Here is a 20465-nt window from a genome sequence, read left to right on the forward strand (position 1 = left end):
CCCTTGTAAGGGGAATTTTTCGATATACACATCATTCTCGCTGATTCGATGAAAAGATTTTCATTTCTTATATACCTCCCTCTCGTCCTATTCCTTCTTTTTACGCAAAGTTGTCAGAAGAAAACGCCACCTGCATTTGAGTTGTTAGAGAGCGAAACTACAGGTATCGACTTTTCGAACGACCTCAATCCAACTAAAGATTTTAATATTTTCCGCTATATGTATTTCTACAATGGTGGAGGTATAGGTGCAGGAGATTTAAACAACGATGGTTGGGTAGACTTGGTGTTTACAGCCAACATGACCGACAACAAGGTCTTTTTGAATAAGGGTAATATGAAATTTGAAAATGTTACCGAAAAAGCAAACTTCAAAGGTGGAAAAGGTTGGTCAAATGGCGTATCGATTGTCGATATAAATCAAGATGGATTATTGGACATTTACGTCAGCCAAGTTGGTGATTTTGAGATTTTAAAAGGACATAACTTATTGTTTGTTTGCCAGAAAATAGGCGCTGATGGCGTGCCTGTTTATGAGGAACAATCCCAAAAATATGGACTTGATTTAATTGGGTTTGGCACACAAGCGGCCTTTTTCGACTATGATTTAGATGGTGATTTGGATATGTTCCAATTGAATCACTCGGTGCATCAAAATGGTACTTTTGGTTCTAGAGATAATTTTAAGGGAAGCATTCACCCTTTGGCTGGCGATAGATTTTACGTAAACAATAATGGCAAATTTGAGGAAATCACCCAGCAAGCAGGCATAGCTGCCGATGCTTTGGGCTATGGATTAGGGATTGGTTTGGGCGATTTCAACTTTGACGGCTACCCAGATATGTACATTGGAAATGATTTTCATGAAAATGATTATTTGTACATCAATCAAAAAAATGGAAGCTTTGCCGATCAACTTACGAGTCAGATTGGTCATACAAGCCAGTTTTCGATGGGAGTCGATGTGGCCGATTTGAACAATGATTTTTGGGACGATATTGTGTCTATGGATATGCTTCCTTATGACCGAGAAATCCTCAAACGCTCGGAAGGGGAAGATTCTTACTCTACTTTTTTTTACAAAATCCAAGCAGGTTATGGGTATCAGTTTTCAAGAAATAATTTACAACTGAATCGAGGCGATAATACTTTTAGTGAAATAGGTTTATATGCCAATATGTTTGCTACAGACTGGTCGTGGTCGCCATTGATTTTTGATTTTGATAATGATGGTCGTAAAGATTTATTTGTGTCCAATGGTATTCCGAAACGGGTAAATGATATGGATTATATCAACTTTATTTCTTCGGAGGAGGTTCAAAATAAGCTAGACCAAAAGCAGATGGATGAGAAGGATATTTCTTTAGACGGGAAACTTCCTGAAATCAAAATTCCCAATCAGTTTTTTAAGAATAAACCTGACTTAGCTTTTGAAGAAATCGCTTCTCAAATTACCAATAATCAAAACTCCTATTCCAACGGCGCTATCTATGCCGATTTGGACAATGATGGCGATTTGGATATTGTGACCAATAATATCAATGAAAAAGCATACGTCTACAAGAACTTAGCGGATGCCTACGCCCCAGAACGAGGACATACGCGTTTGTATTTGAAAGGGAAAGCTCAAAACCTGAATGCCATAGGAGCGAAGGTCTTGATTTTTAAGAAAAATGAAACCCTTTATTTTGAAAAATTTCCCGTAAGAGCATTCCAAGCGAGTATGGAGATTCCGATGGTGATGGGATTAGGCAATCGTGCCGAGGTGGATTCGGCTTATTTGATTTGGCCCGACCGAACTTTTCAGAAAATTAGAAAAGAAGACTTGAAAGATTCTTTAACGATTTCGTATAAGGCTAATCTTCCTGTATTTGATTTTGAAGGTTTCAAAAATAAATATCGTCCGAAAACATATTTTAAGGATGCTTCAGACATTTTAGGAGTAACAGTAAAGCATGAAGAAAATCTTTTCCATGAGTTTGAAAGAGAAGCGTTAATCCCGCACAAAATGTCATCGGAAGGACCAGCTTTAGCGGTCGCCGACATCAACCATGATGGTTTGGAAGATTTCTTTATTGGGTCATCGCAAACCAGTTTGGCAAAAGTGTACCTTCAGCAAAGTAATGGGAAGTTTAAAGAAATCGCTCAACCCGATTTGCAAAAAGACCTGAATTATGAGGAGGTAGATGCGCAATGGGTAGACATCAATGGCGATTCACATTTAGATTTACTAGTGGCAGAAGGTGGAAATCAATACGCTGTTGGCTCCGAATATATCCAGCCTCGTTTGTATCTCAATGATGGTAAAGGTCTTTTAAAAGCTCAAGAAGGCGCTTTTCCAGCTGTAAAAATGACCGAAGCTTGTATCAAAGCCCAAGATATTAACGGTGATGGTCGCCCAGAAGTATTTGTGGGTGGGCGCTCGGTGCCGTTTGCTTATGGTAAAATTCCTCATTCGTATTTGTTCAAATACAATGGAAAACAATTTGTGGATATTACAGCCAAAACAGCTCCAGAATTATCAGAAGTAGGTTTGGTCAAAAATACTGAAAGTGTAGATTTAGATAAAGATGGCGACACGGATTTACTGTTGTCTTTGGAATGGGATGGACTTTGTTTATTCGAAAATCAAAAAGGAAAGTTGGTGAAAAAAATGCTAACGCAAGAAAGAGGTTGGTGGAATTTTACCTACACTACTGACATTGATGCTGACGGCGATTTGGATATTGTGGCAGGGAACTTAGGCTTAAATAGTCGATTAAAAGCCTCTCCTGAGCAACCTGTGCGTTTGTATGTGAATGATTTTGATAAAAATGGCTCAACCGATGGCTTATTGACCTATTATTTAGGTGGACAAGAAATTCTATTTGCCAATAAGACCGAGACCCAAAAGCAGTTTCCTTTTATGAAAAAGAAATTTTTGCTAGCCAAGGATTTTGCCAAAGCCGAAATCAAAGACTTGGTGGGAAGCACTGAACTAGAAGCTGCCAAAACCTTAGAAGCCAACTATTTTTCAAATGCCGTGCTTCTGAATGATGGTAAAGGAAACTTTAGCATCAAAGCCTTGCCATATCAGGCGCAACTTGCCCCATACTTTGCGGCACAAGCCATAAATGCCAATAGTGATAATCTGCCCGATTTTCTCCTGATGGGCAATTTTTACGATTGTAATGTCCAAATGGGACGCTACGATGCCGATTACGGAACCTTGTTGGTTAATAAGGGAAAAGGAGATTTTGAGGTGAAACCTTTAGGTATTTCTATCAAAGGACAAGTCAAGCGTTTGAAGCCGATTAAAATACAAGGGAAGACCTATATTTTGGTGGTTAGAAACAATGATACATTGATGGTGCTGTCTCAAGTCTAATAGTTTTTCCAAATGGTCGAATAAATGCTAAAATACAAACCTCACTATGCGTAAAAGCGTGGTGAGGTTTGTATTTTTGTAAGGAAAAGTTGTAGATAGTGGGAATAAGGGAAAAGGTTTATAGGCACAAAGTGAGAACAGTATGATCAGCGTAAGTTTATCCCTTTTTTCAAACATACCCATACAAAAAATGACCTTAGAAAATGCCTAAAGCTTTGGCTCATAGCATTCTGTTTATATGAAAAAAATAGTTGGATTACTAGTAGCAATATCGTGTTTATGGAGTTGTTCTACATCGCCCAAGGATACCCTTTTTGAAGAGCTTTCTGCTAGTCAAACGGGTGTGGACTTTACCAATCATATTCTTGATCGACCAGATTTCAACATTTTTAACTACCGTAATTTTTATAATGGCGGTGGTGTAGCCCTTGGCGACCTCAACAATGATGGTTTGCCTGACCTATTTTTGACTTCAAATTTTGAACAAAACCGTTTGTATCTCAACAAAGGCAATTTACAGTTTGAGGATATTACCGAAAAAGCAGGGATTTCTGGGAAAAAGTTTTGGAGTACAGGCGTAACCATGGCGGATGTCAATGGCGATGGTTTGCTGGATATTTATGTTTGTAATTCAGGAAATAAAGATAACCGAGGTAACCAACTTTATATCAATCAGGGAATAAAAGATGGAATGCCAACTTTCAAAGAGCAAGCCCAAGCGTATGGTTTGACCAATGGTGGTTTTACAACCCATGCCGCATTTTTTGATTACGACCGCGATGGTGACCTCGATATGTACTGTCTCAACAACAGCTTCACGCCAATGGATAGGCTAGGATATGCCAATCTCAGGGCAAAAAGAGACTCTTTGGGTGGCGATAAGTTGTATCGGAATGATAATAACCACTTTGTAGATGTCAGCGACCAAGCAGGTATTTATGGAAGTTTAATTGGCTTTGGGTTGGGTGTAACTGTCGGCGACGTCAACAATGATAACTGGCCAGATATTTATGTGTCAAATGATTTCTACGAAAGAGATTATCTCTATATCAACCAGCGTAATGGTACTTTTAAAGAAGCTATTGAAGAACAAATCGGACATACCCCATTATCATCTATGGGCTCAGATATTGCCGATTTGAATAACGACGGGTGGCAGGATATTATCGTGACTGAAATGTTTCCAGAAAGTGAAGAGCGTGTCAAGCGTACTGCCACTTATGAAAGTTACGATTTCTTCCAGTTTAAGCTCAAACAGGACTATTATTACCAATATATGCGCAATATGGTGCATATCAATAATGGAGATGGGACATTTTCAGAAATGGGGCAGCAGCTAGGTTTACATGCGACCGACTGGAGTTGGGGCGGTTTGATGTTTGATATGGATAATGATGGTTTAAAAGACTTTTTCGTGGCAACAGGCATCATGAAAGACCTTACCGACCAAGATTATATTGCCTTCTTGGGCGACGAAAATACCATGCAACAAATGTTGAACGGGAAGAAGTTTGATTACCATGAGTTTGTTGATAAAATGACCTCTACACCAGTGCCCAATTATGCTTTCAAGAATTTGGGGAATCTAAAATTCGAAAATCATGCTGAAGATTTTGGACTTGAAGGTCCAGGATTTTCGAATGGCGCTGCCTATGCCGATTTGGATAATGATGGTGATTTGGATTTAGTGGTAAACAACAATGACTCTCCTGTTTCGATTTACAGAAACAAAACCAACGAAAAACTTCAGCGTAATTACTTGAAGATTCGTTTGAAAGGATATGAAAAAAATGTTTTTGGTGTAGGAGCGAAGGTTTCAATTTTTCAAAAGGGAGAACAACAGGTTTTACAACAGCTACCCAATCGAGGCTTCCAGTCTTCAATGGACTTGTCTTTAAACTTTGGTTTAGGAAAAAATACAACTATCGATTCTTTAGTGGTTATTTGGAGTGATGACGCTAAACAGACACTTCGCAACATTAAAGCGAATCAAACTCTTACGTTGGAACACGCTCAAGCTAAGGAGAGATTCGTCTATAAAACGCCAAACAATCTAAAGCCATTATTAGTAAATCATACCGTACAGTCTGGTTGGAAATATACCCATGTTGAAAATGACTTTGTAGATTATAACCGTGATGGTTTGCTCAAGCAAAAATACTCTACCCAAGGACCAGCCTTAGCTGTAGGAGACATCAATGGCGACGGCATCGAGGATGTATTTATCGGTGGTTCGGCAACGCAACCCAAGCAAATCTATTTGCAGTCAACATCGGGACAACTATCGCCTAAAAATATGCCTTCTTTTGAACCATATAAGGGTTTTGAGGTGGTTGATGCCTTATTGTTTGATGCTGATGGTGATAAAGATTTGGACTTATACTGGGTCACAGGCAGTAACGAGTTTTTACCTAACGACCCACAATTGGCGGATTGTCTTTTCTTGAATGATGGGAAAGGAAATTTTACTTATAGTCCAACTCTCCCAACTAATCGTACCAGTGGAGCTTGTGCCAAGGCATTAGATTATGATTTAGATGGGGATTTAGACCTATTTGTAGGTACTCGTATGACTCCCGCACGCTATGGGCAGAACCCAAACAGTTTTATTCTACAGAATGATGGCAAGGGTAATTTCAAAGACGTATCGGGTCAGCTTCTAGGTACTAACCAAGCACTAGGAATGATTACCGATGTGACTATTCAGGATTTGAATGGCGACCATTATCCCGAAATAATAGCTGTTGGCGACTGGATGTCTGTAGTTATTTTACAAAATAGCAAAGGTAAAAACTTTACAAAATCAGACCTTGGGAATCAAGCTTTAAACGGTTGGTGGAACGCCATCCAAGCAGCGGATTTGGATAATGATGGAGACTTGGATTTTGTGTTGGGTAATCTAGGCAATAATCATCACTTCAAAGTATCTGCCACCGAACCAGCAGAATTATATGTAAATGATTTTGATAAAAATGGTTCTTTCGAGCAAATCATGACTTGTTATCGTCAAGGAGAGCCTTGGCCAATGGTTTTGAAAGCCGATTTGCAAAAGCAGTTACCAGAAATAAAACAGAAGTTTTTGAAGTTTTCAGATTATGCTTCAGCCCAAATGGGGGACCTTTTTGAAGACAGTCAATTGGAATCTGCTACAGTCCAAAAGGTCAATAATAGTGAGTCTGGCGTTATGTGGAATTTGGGCAAAGGACAATTCAAGTTTACACCATTCCCCATGATGGCACAAACCTCGCCTATTACCAGTATCCAGTGTGTAGACTTGAATAAAGATGGCGTACTAGAAATTATCATGAATGGAAATTTCTTTGATGTTTTACCAGAAATCGGAAGATTTGATGCCAACTTCGGTATAATTCTTCAAAATGATGGGAAAGGTAATTTTAGGAAAATGACCTCTTTAGAAACAGGATTTTTAGTAAAAGGACAAGTGCGCAAAACAAGAATTCTCAAAAAAGCAAATGGTAAAAAAGCCCTACTCATTGCCAAAAATAATGATACGGCAGAGATTTGGGATATTGTGAATTAGTATGAATTCTATCTAAATTCATGTAGATTAGCATTAAAATGTATTCTAAATAGATACTAAAGTTCACCCTATTATATTTGGATATGACATTTATATTCTTGAAAAATAAATGTTTCAAAACGCAAAAGATATGATTAGCAAGATAAAATTTAAAAACTTTAAGTTGTTTAAAGACTGGCAAACATTGGAAATAAAGCCTATTACTATTCTTATAGGCAAGAATAATACTGGTAAAACGGCTGTGTTGAAGCTCCCTACAATGCTGGGAGATAGTTTAAAAGGTAAAATTAATGAAGCTTTAAAGCTTGAATCTGGAGGAGTAAAAATTGGTTCAGAATATAGAGACTTAGTTTATAACAGAAGAATATTTCCAGGGGAGTATTTAAGATTTGAAATTTCCAATAGTGAGGATGACTCTACTTTTGGGTTATTAAAGGTTGCCGTCAAACTTCCAACAAATATGATTAAAGATAAGTCGGAAATAGAAGAGTGGACATATTTTGAAAATGATAAAGTCCTTTTTACAAAGGAGGAAGAGTCATTATTTCAAGGGTTTGTACGGGAAAATAATGTTATTGAAGATATACAACTAAATTACGACTATATAGAAGCATTACGCGTAAAGCCTGAGGAGGAATACACATTTAAAAATGAAGAGTTTACTAAAATTGGATTACGAGGAGAAAATGCCTATTCTATTTTAATTAATGATTATAATAATGAAAAAGAAATTTGCAACGCAGTAAGTAGTTGGTATAAATCTAATTTTGAAAATTGGTCTTTTGAAATTCAAGATCATCAAATTCCAGGGTCTTCAAATCTCAAATATAGATTTACTCTGAAAAATAATAATATAGAGCCTGTCAATATCGTAAATACTGGACAAGGAATTACACAAGTATTACCTCTGATAACAAGGTCTTTTATGAAAGAAATAGAGCCTACTCTTATCATCATAGAGGAGCCTGAGAGTCATTTACATCCCGCTGCTCACGGCAATTTAGCCCAGAGATTTGTAGAATCATTTTTAGAGGATAATAACAAGAGATATCTGGTCGAAACTCATTCTGAAAATTTTATTTTAAGATTACAAAATCTAATTGCCGATCCTGATTTTCATTTTACGCCAGATGATCTCCAAATTTACTATGTAGATTATGATGAGAACAATCAAATTAGCACTTTAAAGCCAATCGTAATAGAGGAGGATGGCGAGATTGAAGATTGGCCTGACAATGTATTTAATGAGAGCATTGATGAAGTTTACAAATTGAGAAGAAACCAAAAAAAGAGAAAAACGGATGCAAGTAAAAATTGATAATAATTGCTTTTTAAACTCACAAAATTTTGATTCTCTTGATGAAATCCTAGACTTTTTTATATCTGGTAGACACACATGGCTAGGTATGGATCTTGAAAGTATCGAGCAAACAGAATGGTATAAAGAATTAGGTACAAGAGATATCAAATCTTTGGAAAAACTTTTTCAAAGAAGTATAAGACCCTCTTCTACAAAAAAAACTATTAATATCAGTGAAAATGCCTCAGACAGTTTCAATACCTTTGAAGCTCAATTGTATCTAAATCAACCTCTAACTATTATAGTTGAGAATTATGAATATGAACCAGTGTTTATTAATTGTATATTCAAAAATTTTGCCAATGAATTAATTGAAGCAAAAGATAATCATTGGTTAAAATTTGAAAATGGTGGTGGAGGAAGTGATAATACAGTAAATGGTATGTTAAAAGAGATGTTCAATCATCCGCAACTTACAAAAAATAAAGAAGACTATTTGCGTTGTTATGTAATCAAAGATAGTGATAGAGAGTATTGTATAGTGAATAATGATGGAACGATTAGCCTGCCAAGTTTGCCTAAAAGTAAAACACAGTATTTAGAGAAAAGAAATATTGCATATCACATTTTATTCAAACGAGAAAAAGAAAACTATATGCCAAAATCTGTATTTAATAGCATGCTACATAAGCGTGATAAAAAAGATTTCATAAAAGCATATATTAAATTAGAGCCATATCAAATGGACTTTTTTGATTTAGAGGAAGGCTTTTCATCAAAAGGGAAACTTAGGGATAGGGCATCATTAAAACCTGAAATCAAAAATCTGTATGCTAATTTGAGTGATGATCTATTTAGGAGAATTGGTTTAGGACTACCTTTCCCAAATTTTAAATCTAATTTTTCTTCTAATTTTGAACATGTTGGTAGGAAAGATTTAGAGGAAATAATAAGACACCAGCCATTATTCAAATCAAAGGTTAATAATCGAGATAGTACTGAGCGTAATGAATTTGAACACATCATTCATGAAATAAATTACCTTTTATGACCAATCTACAGATAAATGCACGAGTTAGGCGATTAGCGTATTATTTAGATGACTTTGAAAAGGGCAATTTTAGAATACCATTTTTCCAAAGAAGATATAAATGGAGTCCCGAAGAACGCCGAGATTTGTTTGATAGTATAATTAAAGGATATCCGATTGGAACAGTATTATTGTGGAAACCCAGTGATGATATAGCTTATGATCCAGACTATGAAGATAGGAATATAGGCTCATATACATCCGACACTCCAAGTGAATACTCCAATTATATTTTAGATGGATTTCAAAGACTTTCGACTATTGTTGGGTGTCTAATAAATCCGAATACGACAAATCTAATTAGAGATGAAATAGAATGGTTAGAGAATTTTAATTTGATTTATAATTTTAAGGATGATCGTGTTGAAATTGGCCCCAAAAATATTGAGAAACTGGATTTCTATAAAGTACAATTATATAAACTAGCTGATACAAGAGAATTTTATGATATTCAAACCAAGTTTGCACAAAATATAAATCTTTTGAATGGCGAAGATATTAACAATTACCTATCAAAATTTAAGGAAATAGCATATAAAATACAGGACTATATGCTGCCTTCTGTAGATATATCAGGAGGAGATTTTGAGACTGCCAATCAAATGTTTGTTAGAGTAAATACACGAGGAAAACCTGTAAACGAAGAGGAACAATTATCTGCTATTACATCAACTGAAAGTTTTAGATTAGGGGCTCGAATATCAGAATTGGTTGAAAAAATTGAAAAAGGAAATTTTTTCAACAAAAAGAAAAGAGAATCATTCAGAGAAAATATTTTCCGAACTATTCAAAGCTCTTTTGGTCCATTATATTTAGATAGTAAAGCGACTGATGTAGAGGTGCTTAGTAAAAAGCCAAATTTTTCTGAAGTTGTTACAAGGACATTAGAAAATTGTAATTTTTCTGTAGATTTTTTTAAGAAATACTTAGCAATATTTGATTTGAAATATATTCCTGCAAATCTACATTTTATCTTTTTAGTTCAGTATTTTAATATTAAAGAAAAGTTAGTAAAAGAGGATATTTATAATTTAAAACTATGGTTTTGGCAGTCTGCTTATACAAATTGTTTTACCAAGTATAATCCTTCAAAACGTAAAAAAGCGTTTGAATACTTCTTGAAGTTTTGCAGAGAGAATAACACAAACGCTTTTTATTGGGATCCAGATGTGCAGCTTGATATAGAGACATTTCCAGATAAAATTGACTTTGGTGGTGTAAGAAAGCAAACTTTAGCTTTATTCATGGTTAACTATGCTATTCATAAAAATAGTATTTTAACTACCGAACCAATTAATTCCAATATCATTACAGGTATTAATGAGTATAAGCTATTTCGTAATGAAAACTCGATAGGAAATACTGTTTTTGTACCTATTCAGAGAAACATGCTTAATGATTTAAATAAAAAGCAAACCTCGTTACAGTATCTTCTTTCTGATGAGTTTAGAGGGCAATATGAAGAATTATTCATAACTGATGAAATGCGTGATTTATATGCGCAAAGAAAAAATAAAGATTTGTTGTTAATAAGGGAAAAACTAATTGAAAAGAAAGAACATGAATTTATTGAAAGGATAGAATTATATTTAGACTTTTAGCTTCTCTAACCTAAAAAAGCCCTCATTCGAACATTTCGAATGAGGGCTTTTTTAATGAATTATCCAATAACGAATAACTATTAACAAATAACGCTTACTCAAACATCAAATACAGTGTAACTGAATGAGAATTAAGTCTTTGTATGGCATTAGAATATGAAAGTGGATTAGTTGGCGCCACATACATATTGGCTAATCCATGTGAGAATCGTAGTTCTGGGGTGAATTTGAAGTATTTGAAAAATTGTTCAAATCCAATGCCATATTCAATCGAAAAATCTCCCGTTTTGGTATTTAATCGAGTGGTTGTCGCTGCATTTTTACGAACATTTGCCTCAAGGCCTATCTTAAATCCTGCATCGACAAACATCCTCGAATTACCCCTTCTTTGAGATTTTAGTTTTAATAATACAGGTATTTCAAGCCATGTTGATTCTCGCAATTCGGGTGGGTAATTGGGAGAATTGTTGAAACGGTAATCAATTTCACGACCATAGAGCGCAATATTAATACCCGTTTTAAGGTCAAAATGCTTACTTAGCGTAAAGTTAGCAATACCTCCAACGAGGAAGGCAAAATTGCCTGGCGAAACGATCGACCTTGATGTATCGGAAGGCGCTGCTACTTGAGGACCATGATACAAGTTGAATCGAGCGTCACCAAAACCAAAAAGAAAACCAAAATGTACAAGTTTTTCATCATAAAACTCGTCATAGATTCTTTTGTATTTGTAGCGTTGCGCCTGAGATTTTGGAGAAAACCCTAGCACCAATATGCCTGTAACAATCGCAAAAATTATTTTTTGCCAATGTAAATCGTACTTATTCCGAACGTAAGTGGTAAGCATTGCGTCTGAGTAAAACCTGCTTTGTGATATACTTTCAAAAAGTCTTCACCATCAGGAAATGCTTGTACAGACTCTGGAAGATATGTATAAGCCGATGAATCTTTTGAAACCATATTACCAATAGTAGGCAAAATGTATTTGAAATAGAAATTATATATCTGTTTGAAAGGGAATGACTTCGGTTTTGAAAATTCCAAAACGATACATGTACCTCCTGGTTTTAACACACGGCACATGTCTGTGAGTCCTTTCTCCAAATTTTCGAAGTTTCTTACGCCAAAACTAACGATGACAGCATCAAAAGTATTGTCTTCGAAAAGTAATCTTTCAGAATCGCCCAATTGCATGTCGATGATATTATCAACGCCCAATTTCTTGATTTTCTCTTTACCCACATTCAACATTCCTTCCGAAATATCCACGCCGACAATTTTTTCAGGCTTTAAAGCTAAAGCTTCAATAGCAAAATCACCCGTTCCTGTAGCAATATCCAAAATTGTTTTTGGTTGAGCAGCTTTCAATAATTTGATGGCTTTTTTACGCCATAAAATATCAATACCACCACTCAAAAGGTGATTCAAAAAGTCGTACTTATGTGAAATATTATTAAACATTTGAGCTACTTGCTCTTTTTTGCTAGCCTCTTGCTCTTTGTATGGAAGTACTGTCATTGTACAAAATATTTTGATGAAAAAAATGCCTTGAAAGTCTAACTGCGCTTCTGTAATTTATAGAATCCAAAACAGACCACAAAGTTACACTTCCTATCTGAGATAACAGCCTGTAAAATAAGAATGTTTTAGGATACATAAATTATCCCTACCTTAGTGTAACTGGAGTGTAGAACTATCATAAGGATTTCGGATTTTAGATTTTGGATTTCAGATTCGTAAATATCGAAGCTGTTTAAACTTTTCGAAAAACATATTTTATTGATTAATTCTTCGTCTTACTTTTTAACTAGGTGTTCCCGCCTTGATACAAAAAGTAACCGCAGCGGCGGCCGCAAAAAAATCAAGAATTATAATCGGAGTGGCGTACCACCTCGCTTCGCTCAAACAGTATAAATTCATTGCTTACGAAAGCAATTTTAAGAAAGTTTAAACAGCTTCTTAAAAAATTTATCATAATCCCAAATCAGCAATCAAAAATCTCAAATCAAACATATTCCTAACCTTTCAAATCCATAGCTATGATGTACTTATTGAGTTTACTGATGGTATTGGCTGGCATTTTTCACTTTGTCAAACCTAAGTTTTTTCTAGCAATAATGCCACCGTATATTCCTGCTCATCAACTGATGGTGGCACTAAGTGGTTTTGCTGAAATTATTTTTGGCGCAGGGCTATTACTCGAAAATACTCGCTCATGGGCTGCTTGGGGGCTTATTGCACTTTTTGTTGCCGTATTTCCTGCCAACATTTATATGGCTACTTCCGATAAATTCAAACAATTTCCTAAATGGATTTTGTATGCTCGTTTGCCACTCCAATTTGCTCTCATGGCATGGGCATATAGCTATGTGTGATGGCTTTCGGCTTTCGGCTTTCGGCTTTCAGCTTACAGCTGTCGGCGGTTTGTGGCTATTGGTCTTCGGCTTTCGGTAGTTAGTGACTATCGGCTATCGAAAGGATATATTTCCAATAGCCGACCGCCGATAGCCGACTGCCAACGGCTGACCACCTGCCACTCTTTCTAACTCATAAAATAATCTATGAAAACACGTTTACTACTAGTAGGATTATGCCTGTTTTTAGGCTTTTCTTCATTTTCTCAAAATGCCTATTATGATGCGCTCACGCTGCGGGTGTACAAGGATTCTTTGGAGAAAATTTATCCAAACTCAAGCCGTGGTGGCGCCAAACGGACTTTCTTTGGCTATTTGGATACGAAAAGAGTCATGAATGCCAAAGATTATGAGGCGATTAAAAGTTTTGTCAAAAAGCCTTTCTCTAAAGTCAATAATGAGTTGAATACGATTAATCAGCTCCCAAATGCCTTTAAACTTTTTCATGAGTTTGACGGAGCCCAGTCGGTGATTAATGACAAGGCTCGTGTAACGGCTAAGGCGATAGATACCCTCATGAGCAAACTCAAACTGCGTATAGATTCGCTCAATACACGCTACAAAGTCAATGTGGTATATAAAACGACTAGTTTTGTAGGGGCTGAACGTTTGCCTATTTCGAGCCGTAATTTGTATGTAAAGTTTGAACCGATGCCTGATTCTATTCGCCAAAAGTATCAGGAGTCGATTCAGATAACTCAATTCAAAGTAGGTGAAATAGCCTCTGATTTGGATTCTACTTTGAGTGAAATGGCAGGTGCTCGTATAGCGATTATGGATTCGGTCATTAACAAAAATCTTATCAAGAAAAAGGAAAAAGAAATTCTCGAAACACAATCATTTGTTACGACTGATGCGCTTAATAATACACGAAAACCTCAATTACAAAATGTTTCATCCTCGGGCTCAGGACTATCTTTGGACATGACCACTCGCATGGTGGACGCCACTGCCAGATGGTTGGTCAAACGTACTAAACAGGAATTGACATTGGCCTTTTTTGATAAACTCCGAAATCGACTTGATACAATTCCAGAGCTTCGGGCTTTTTTTCCTGCTACTTACTTGATGTTGCAGAATGATGAAAATATTTACCGATTGCCCTCATTAGGAAATACGTGGTTGGCGGCTTTTCATACTGATGTAACCAAAATTCCTCAAAATTTTGAAAGCTATATTCAGCAATATCATCCAGAAATGTTGAAGGAAGATAGCTTCAAAATCTTTTTGATGACCTATCATTCTTTTGATTTATTGGAAAAAGGTACTAATCCTGCTACACTTTTAGATTTTCTGAAAACACGTTATGCGACCGATGCCGACATTCGAACTTCGGAGGTGAGTCGCACGATACGTTTGTTAGCTTTGTTGTCAGACAACCTTATTGATTTGACTAACGACCCTGCCAATAAAATGTGGATTCGTCCTTCGGAGGCATTGAAGCAGTTTTCTGACCCTTTGGTTGGTCGCTATTTCTTGGGCTTGTTGTACCAAAAAGACACCTTGCTTTTCAATAATTTGAAAGTAGGTGCGGACGGGCAGAGTCTTGGAAATTGGCTAGGCGAGTCCAATAATCGTTTAGAATATTTTAATCAGACGGTTAGCCAGTTTTTACTCATGCTAGATGATATTCAAAAGCAAATTATCTATAATTCTACCTCCGATAATCTGCCTTTGCGAGATGTAAAGCCCTTTTTACATTATACCCAATCGATTTTTGATATGGTAAATGTAGGTTTTCAAATCAAATATTTGCTCAAAAGTGGTGAGCCCGATACGAGTTTTTACAAAAGTGCTTATAATCAAAAATGGAAACCCATCGCCACCGATGCCATCGAAGCTATTAAGGCATTTTATACCAAAAGTTACGGTTCAGGCTTACTGCATACTATTGCAGCGATGAAGCCTATTTGGGCAGAGGTTAGTCCCAAAGATATACGCTTAGGACTTTTGAATAATGGTTTGGCAATTTTACAAAAAACACATATTGCTCAGGTAGAAAAGGATTTGCTAGCCAATAAAGGTTTGATAGCAACAAAAGAGAAAGAAGCGAATCAGCTTTTGAAGCAACTAAAAGACAACATGGACAAAGATTCTTTGAGAATTTTGACCATCAAAAAATTACAAGAAACCAAAATACAGCTGGAGTTGCTACAAAAGCAAGTAGAAGATTTGACAAGTCAGAAAAGGACTTTTGAAAGTATTCAGAAAAGCTTATCGGAAGTAAAAAATATCGATGAATTGATGGCTCAAAATAATACCAAGGTTCAGGAAAAACAGAAGGAACGTCTTAAAGCAAAATTTGACCAAATTACGTTTTATGCCAATTTTATGACCGATGTAATTACCTCTGATTCGACCACGGATTTGCAGGAGATTATTGATAAATATGCAGCTCCTGTTGGCTCCTATAGTCTTAAGCGCAAAAATGCTTTTAGTCTCGATATCAATGCTTACCCAGGGTTGTATGCGGGCGTTGAGCAACCCATTGCTTCAAGTAGAGGCGTATCGCAAAGTGCCTTCGTTACAGGTATTACTGCACCGATTGGTGTGGCATTTAGTTGGGGCAAAAAACGTAAGGTATTGGGCGGTTACGAAGGAGATAGTCGTGGAGGACATTCATTGAGTTTGTTTGTGCCAATTGTAGATATTGGGGCGGCATTCAGCTATCGTTGGTCACAAGGAGACGAGATTAATGGTTTTCCGAAAATTAAGTTTTCTCAAATCTTTTCACCAGGTTGTTATTTGGTTTGGGGCGTTAAAAATGCGCCTATTGCCCTAAAAGTAGGAGCGCAAATCACGCCACAATTGAGAGAGGTCAATGTTGCCACTTCGTCAGGAGGATTGACTAATACGGTATCAGAAGTGAGTATGTTGCGTTATGGTATGACTTTAAGCGTAGATATACCAGTTTTTCATCTTTTTGAAAAAAGGATGAGATAAGGTGTAAATGTTTTTGAATGAGTAGTTATTATTTACAAGTAGAGACGCAATACTTTGCGTCTAGCGATATGTCATTTCTCTTAGCGGGCGACTTAAGTTGCCCGCTAAGAGGGAAACATTTTGAGGTATCGGCTTTCAGCTTTGGGCTTTGAAAAAAAGTATGTCTTTGATTTTTAAAAATATTTTAGGACTCTTTGCCTTGTGCCTGTTGCCTTATGCCTAAAAAAACTCAAATCTAATGTTGCTCACTTTCTCAAGTGTCCCCCTTACAAAAGCTCTTTTAACAACTCCTTAAGTTTAGGGTCTGATGGGCGAGGGGCGTCAGTATTGATAAATTTGCCATTTTTATCAACAATCATATAGCGAGGAATGGATTTAATCTTATATTTTTTGGCAAGCTCCGAACCGAAATCTTTGGACAAAAGATAATTAGCAGATAGAGAAAGATCTTCGGCTTTTAAAGCCTTTATACCTAAGTGAAAATGGGTTGAGCAAGCAGTATTTCTGAAAAACCTTAAAAGCCGACCTAAGGAAACTGAATAGAAAAGTAGGTTTTATATCTCAAGCGTTTACCGTCTTGTAAAGCAGGAATCCATGGTGCGGAGGCAAATAACGCTTCTTTTACATGACTTTCTAAACCTTTATCGGTATTGTTGGTAGGTAGAATATGAACAGAAGAGATGCAACCATTTTTTTCGATAATGATAGAACACAAAACCATGACCTTATCTTGTACGGAGCTTTTAATGTGCTTTTGTAGATATTGTTTTACAAAACGATTCAGCGCCATATTTCCTTCGAGGAACGTTGCAGGGTGTTGTGTTGCCATATATACCATCGTATCAGGGCTAATTTCTTGGTAAGAACTCATAAAAGGTTCAATATCAAATACCCTGATTGTATCTTGCTTTTGTGCAAGACTTGTACATGCCATCATACATATAAGAGAGAGATTGATGAGAATGAGTTTCATAGTTGTAGGGTTTGTGTATATGTATCTTATTTCTTCAAAAACTCGTCCAAAAAACTTCGTATATGTTGATTGGTCGGTCTGGGTGCATTGTCGCTGATCATTGTGCCATCGCGTCCTACGAGCATATAACGAGGAATGGAACTTACCTTAAACTTGTCAGCAAATGCAGACTTTTTCCCTTCGGGCATTAGATAGTGAGTCGACGAATCTAAGCCTAATTCAGTAATAGCTTTTTGCCAAGCACTTATATTATCATCAATTGAAACATAAACAAACTTGATTCCTTTAGTAGAATATGCTTCTCTCAGTTGCTTTGAAGCAGGCATTTCTGCACGGCAGGGAGCACACCAAGAAGCCCAAAAATCTACATAAATAAGTTTATTCTCGTCTGTACTCAATAGCTCTCTCCATGTATGTGCCTCCAAATCTTTATTTGAAATAAGTTCGCTATCTAAAATGTCATTATTGGGGCCTAATCGTTTAGCCAGTATTTGTGGTTGAAAACTCTTGATGACGTATTCTTTTAAAAAGCTATCCGAAGCATATTGTAGGTATGCTTCTAGTGTCGTGTTTGTATTTTCTTGTCCTAATACCACCGCAGCACGGATTAAGTCATACATTGCCATTTCACGGATATTTCCTTTAAATGTTTCACTTGCAATGCTTATCAAGGTAGCTGCGTCGGTTGGCTGTTTTCTCTTAAGTGCCCAACTGTATAGAAATTGTTGAACGTAACTTCTTTGCTCGCTTGAATAGAAAAGAGCTTCATCTAATTTTACAGTGGTGCTTATTTCCTGCTCAATCAGCTCATGACTCTTTTTAAATGTTCCTCTATAAACAGAATAATAGCCAGACATCAAGCTTGAGAGTTTTCTGAATAGAAAAAGTGCGTGTAATTGTGAAATGAAAGAGGGACTTAATTCATGAATTTGCTGGTACTTACTCAAAAAATGCATACGACTCTCGAATTTCTCTCTAGCAAATGTAATTTCATCAATGGCAGTGAATTGGACAGGCATTAAATCGGCTCCGAAGCCTTCAAATAAGCCCAGCTCCTTTTCCATTGCGACAAAAAAGCTGAGTTCATTTGTACGCACTTTATCCTTGGTACTAAAATGAGTGATGTTTTCCTTATCTTTTTCGACTAGGATTGATTCGTTGGGCTGGACTAAGAAGTTATTTACCGTAAATCTCCCATGAAACTTACTGTAAAGTGTTTTTCGAGTGGGAGTACTATCAGTTACAATCACCAAAATAGGGTAGTCGAAGTGTAGCTTTAACAGGGTATCTTTCTGTATTTCGTATAAAACAGGACGTTCACCAAATATATCGTTATAGTAGAATTTGAACGGCTTCTCTTTTGAAGCTCGAATGTCTAATAACGTGGAATCAGTTGTACGAATATTTTCAGCATATAGAATAGCGCTATGACTTTTAAATAGAAAGCATATCCAGAAAAAAGAGAGAAGGCAATAGGTTATGTACATGATTTTATGAGGTTTAGAAATAGGAGTAAAAGTTTGATTTAGAAAAAAACTACTAAATCCTTAGTTATAACAAATTTTAGAAAATATATTTTCATTTCCTAGCCGTGTATCAAAAAGTACAAGTACTTTTTGATACACGGCTAAAGCTAAAATTTCTATTTAAGGAAAAGATATTTATACATGAAAGTATGCTAAATCAATCGAGCTAATTGGTCTTTGTCAATTGCTTAATGATTTCTTGAAGTTTGGATTCGGAAGGACGTGGAGCATTGAAATAAGCTATATTCCCTTGCTGGTTAATAATGATATAGCGAGGAATAGTGGACAAACCCCAGAATGAACTTAATATGTCATCATTGGCTTTGGTTCCTAGAATCCTATATGATTCAACTCCTTCGGGTAGATTCTTTTGAGCACTCTTTTGCCATTTTGATTGTTCTGAGTCAATGGAAATATTAATGAAGACCATCTCATTTTTGTATGAACGTATGATTTTTTTTAAGCTTCCAAATTCAGCTATACATGGACTGCACCACGAAGCCCAGAAATCAACAAAAATGATTTTTCCTTTATGTTTTTTCAAAATATCATTTAGTTCACTTCGCTCACCAATACTATTTTCTAGTGATAGCTTTTGCACATCTTCTGGGATAGAAAGATTTGATTCTGTGAAGTTTAAGTGGTTAACAACCTTGATAAAGAGGCTATCTTTTATCTGATTTTTTGTGTTATGAAAAAACTGTTGAATGGAAAAGTCATAGCGCTGATTTTTGTTTTCAGCAATATCTCTCAACAGTGTATATAACAGATAGTCTCTTGTAGTCCCCTTAAAATTTGTATTGATAGAATGTGTGAGGCGATTTAAACTCGACAGGTTATTCCAATAGTCATTACCATTTTTGATTTGATTCTTGTATTGCCAAATATAGTTTAGGCAAAAACTTCCATACGAAACCATGTGAAGAAGACTATCATTTTGCTGAAAAGAGGTCTTAATTTCTTTAAAAAAATCTGCGTCTAGTGTCGTATGATTAGTGTAGTATAGTGTGCTAATTAAACCGTCGAAATATTGAAACTTTAAGTCATTTAGTACCCATGATTTGAACTCATTACTAACAGGATATTGAAGACTAAAGTTATTAAACTGGTTTCTGCGAAAATCATATTCCTCTTTTAATCTTGCCTTATACTGACTAAAATTCTGAAGATAATCTTCAATGTTGATATTCAGTAAACTTGAAGTTTCTGGGTCAGAAAACTGTTGATAATAGAGATAATTACCCTTGTTTTGAGAAGACAATACTTGGAAGATTGTCTTGGGTAAATCAGAATGAGCGTCTTTTTTGATGGAAATATTTAGATGGACAGAATCGTGAGGACTAACAAAAATTCCTTGATGTGCCAATTGAAAGAGTGCTGGCTTATCGATTTTTAGTTTGATTTGATACTCCTTTTGTGGTTTATCTAATGCTATACGAGCTATTGGGGCTCTATCTTGAAGCGCATAGTTGAACTGATACAAGGGAATATTATCAATTGATTCTAACTCAGGAGAGACATTGATGGTACCATATAGAGTAGCGTATGACCCACCTGTATTATCAGATTTTTCTGTTTGTTTACATGAGCCTAATAAACAAATGATTGTGATAAAACAGAGGGTGGTGGTGTAAATCTTGTTCATGGAATTTAGAAGTTTACATGAGTTTTGGGAATTTTGAGTGTAGTAATAGGAAAGATATAATATACA

At 36.1% G+C, this 20465-nt stretch carries 13 protein-coding genes; 7 read left to right on the forward strand and 6 right to left on the reverse strand.

Translation table 11 applies throughout. The features are described from left to right. Positions 1–48 precede the first annotated feature (48 nt). From GVN22_RS07755 to GVN22_RS07775, 5 genes are all read left to right on the forward strand, one after another. Positions 49–3366 carry a VCBS repeat-containing protein gene (locus GVN22_RS07755; protein ID WP_166550466.1) on the forward strand — a complete coding sequence of 1106 codons (3318 nt, stop codon included), beginning with the start codon at positions 49–51 and terminating at the stop codon, positions 3364–3366. 238 nt (positions 3367–3604) lie between these two features. Continuing rightward, the gene (locus GVN22_RS07760) at positions 3605–6907 is read left to right on the forward strand and encodes a VCBS repeat-containing protein (RefSeq protein ID WP_166550467.1); all 3303 of its coding nucleotides are present in this window, start codon (positions 3605–3607) and stop codon (positions 6905–6907) included. A 130-nt stretch (positions 6908–7037) separates the two neighbouring features. Further along, positions 7038–8225 (forward strand): DUF3696 domain-containing protein, encoded by a 1188-nt coding sequence (locus tag GVN22_RS07765; protein WP_166550468.1) that lies wholly within the window; start codon positions 7038–7040, stop codon positions 8223–8225. After that, positions 8209–9258 carry a hypothetical protein gene (locus GVN22_RS07770; protein WP_166550469.1) on the forward strand — a complete coding sequence of 350 codons (1050 nt, stop codon included), beginning with the start codon at positions 8209–8211 and terminating at the stop codon, positions 9256–9258. Before GVN22_RS07765 ends, GVN22_RS07770 begins: the two co-directional genes overlap by 17 nt. Then, a complete protein-coding gene (locus tag GVN22_RS07775) occupies positions 9255–10898 on the forward strand; it encodes a DUF262 domain-containing protein (RefSeq protein ID WP_166550470.1) in 1644 nt (547 codons plus the stop codon). Before GVN22_RS07770 ends, GVN22_RS07775 begins: the two co-directional genes overlap by 4 nt. Positions 10899–10992: 94 nt before the next feature. Here the strand turns inward: GVN22_RS07775 and GVN22_RS07780 are convergent, their stop codons facing one another. Together GVN22_RS07780 and ubiE are read right to left on the reverse strand one after the other, a co-directional pair. Further along, positions 10993–11745 (reverse strand): porin family protein, encoded by a 753-nt coding sequence (locus GVN22_RS07780; protein WP_166550471.1) that lies wholly within the window; start codon positions 11743–11745, stop codon positions 10993–10995. Next, the gene (gene ubiE / locus GVN22_RS07785; protein WP_166550472.1) at positions 11694–12416 is read right to left on the reverse strand and encodes a bifunctional demethylmenaquinone methyltransferase/2-methoxy-6-polyprenyl-1,4-benzoquinol methylase UbiE; all 723 of its coding nucleotides are present in this window, start codon (positions 12414–12416) and stop codon (positions 11694–11696) included. The genes GVN22_RS07780 and ubiE overlap by 52 nt, the downstream gene beginning before the upstream one ends. Before the next feature lie 521 nt (positions 12417–12937). Here ubiE and GVN22_RS07790 point away from each other — a divergent pair. Together GVN22_RS07790 and GVN22_RS07795 are read left to right on the forward strand one after the other, a co-directional pair. Continuing rightward, positions 12938–13273 carry a DoxX family protein gene (locus GVN22_RS07790; RefSeq protein WP_166550473.1) on the forward strand — a complete coding sequence of 112 codons (336 nt, stop codon included), beginning with the start codon at positions 12938–12940 and terminating at the stop codon, positions 13271–13273. A gap of 186 nt (positions 13274–13459) precedes the next feature. Continuing rightward, complete coding sequence (locus GVN22_RS07795; protein ID WP_166550474.1) at positions 13460–16255, forward strand: hypothetical protein; 2796 nt, start codon at positions 13460–13462, stop codon at positions 16253–16255. 266 nt (positions 16256–16521) lie between these two features. Here GVN22_RS07795 and GVN22_RS07800 read toward each other — a convergent pair whose 3' ends face one another. From GVN22_RS07800 to GVN22_RS07815, 4 genes are all read right to left on the reverse strand, one after another. Continuing rightward, the gene (locus tag GVN22_RS07800) at positions 16522–16677 is read right to left on the reverse strand and encodes a hypothetical protein (protein WP_205690814.1); all 156 of its coding nucleotides are present in this window, start codon (positions 16675–16677) and stop codon (positions 16522–16524) included. A 104-nt stretch (positions 16678–16781) separates the two neighbouring features. Then, the gene (locus GVN22_RS07805; protein WP_166550475.1) at positions 16782–17228 is read right to left on the reverse strand and encodes a hypothetical protein; all 447 of its coding nucleotides are present in this window, start codon (positions 17226–17228) and stop codon (positions 16782–16784) included. A gap of 26 nt (positions 17229–17254) precedes the next feature. Continuing rightward, positions 17255–18715, reverse strand: a complete 1461-nt coding sequence (locus tag GVN22_RS07810) for a TlpA disulfide reductase family protein (RefSeq protein WP_166550476.1) — start codon at positions 18713–18715, stop codon at positions 17255–17257. Between the two features lie 205 nt (positions 18716–18920). Then, the gene (locus GVN22_RS07815; RefSeq protein WP_166550477.1) at positions 18921–20399 is read right to left on the reverse strand and encodes a TlpA disulfide reductase family protein; all 1479 of its coding nucleotides are present in this window, start codon (positions 20397–20399) and stop codon (positions 18921–18923) included. Positions 20400–20465: the final 66 nt, after the last annotated feature.

Source organism: Cellulophaga sp. BC115SP, assembly GCF_009905545.1.
In the GTDB taxonomy this organism is placed as follows: Bacteria; Bacteroidota; Bacteroidia; order Cytophagales; family Spirosomataceae; genus Flectobacillus; species Flectobacillus rivi.

Bases quoted from the DNA above. Each gene is read 5' to 3' on its own strand.
- GVN22_RS07755 (WP_166550466.1), top strand. From the start codon at position 49: ATGAAAAGATTTTCATTTCTTATATACCTCCCTCTCGTCCTATTCCTT.
- ubiE (WP_166550472.1), bottom strand. From the start codon at position 12,416: ATGACAGTACTTCCATACAAAGAGCAAGAGGCTAGCAAAAAAGAGCAA.
- GVN22_RS07760 (WP_166550467.1), top strand. From the start codon at position 3,605: ATGAAAAAAATAGTTGGATTACTAGTAGCAATATCGTGTTTATGGAGT.
- GVN22_RS07805 (WP_166550475.1), bottom strand. From the start codon at position 17,228: ATGAAACTCATTCTCATCAATCTCTCTCTTATATGTATGATGGCATGT.
- GVN22_RS07770 (WP_166550469.1), top strand. From the start codon at position 8,209: ATGCAAGTAAAAATTGATAATAATTGCTTTTTAAACTCACAAAATTTT.
- GVN22_RS07775 (WP_166550470.1), top strand. From the start codon at position 9,255: ATGACCAATCTACAGATAAATGCACGAGTTAGGCGATTAGCGTATTAT.
- GVN22_RS07765 (WP_166550468.1), top strand. From the start codon at position 7,038: ATGATTAGCAAGATAAAATTTAAAAACTTTAAGTTGTTTAAAGACTGG.
- GVN22_RS07795 (WP_166550474.1), top strand. From the start codon at position 13,460: ATGAAAACACGTTTACTACTAGTAGGATTATGCCTGTTTTTAGGCTTT.
- GVN22_RS07815 (WP_166550477.1), bottom strand. From the start codon at position 20,399: ATGAACAAGATTTACACCACCACCCTCTGTTTTATCACAATCATTTGT.
- GVN22_RS07780 (WP_166550471.1), bottom strand. From the start codon at position 11,745: ATGCTTACCACTTACGTTCGGAATAAGTACGATTTACATTGGCAAAAA.
- GVN22_RS07810 (WP_166550476.1), bottom strand. From the start codon at position 18,715: ATGTACATAACCTATTGCCTTCTCTCTTTTTTCTGGATATGCTTTCTA.
- GVN22_RS07790 (WP_166550473.1), top strand. From the start codon at position 12,938: ATGATGTACTTATTGAGTTTACTGATGGTATTGGCTGGCATTTTTCAC.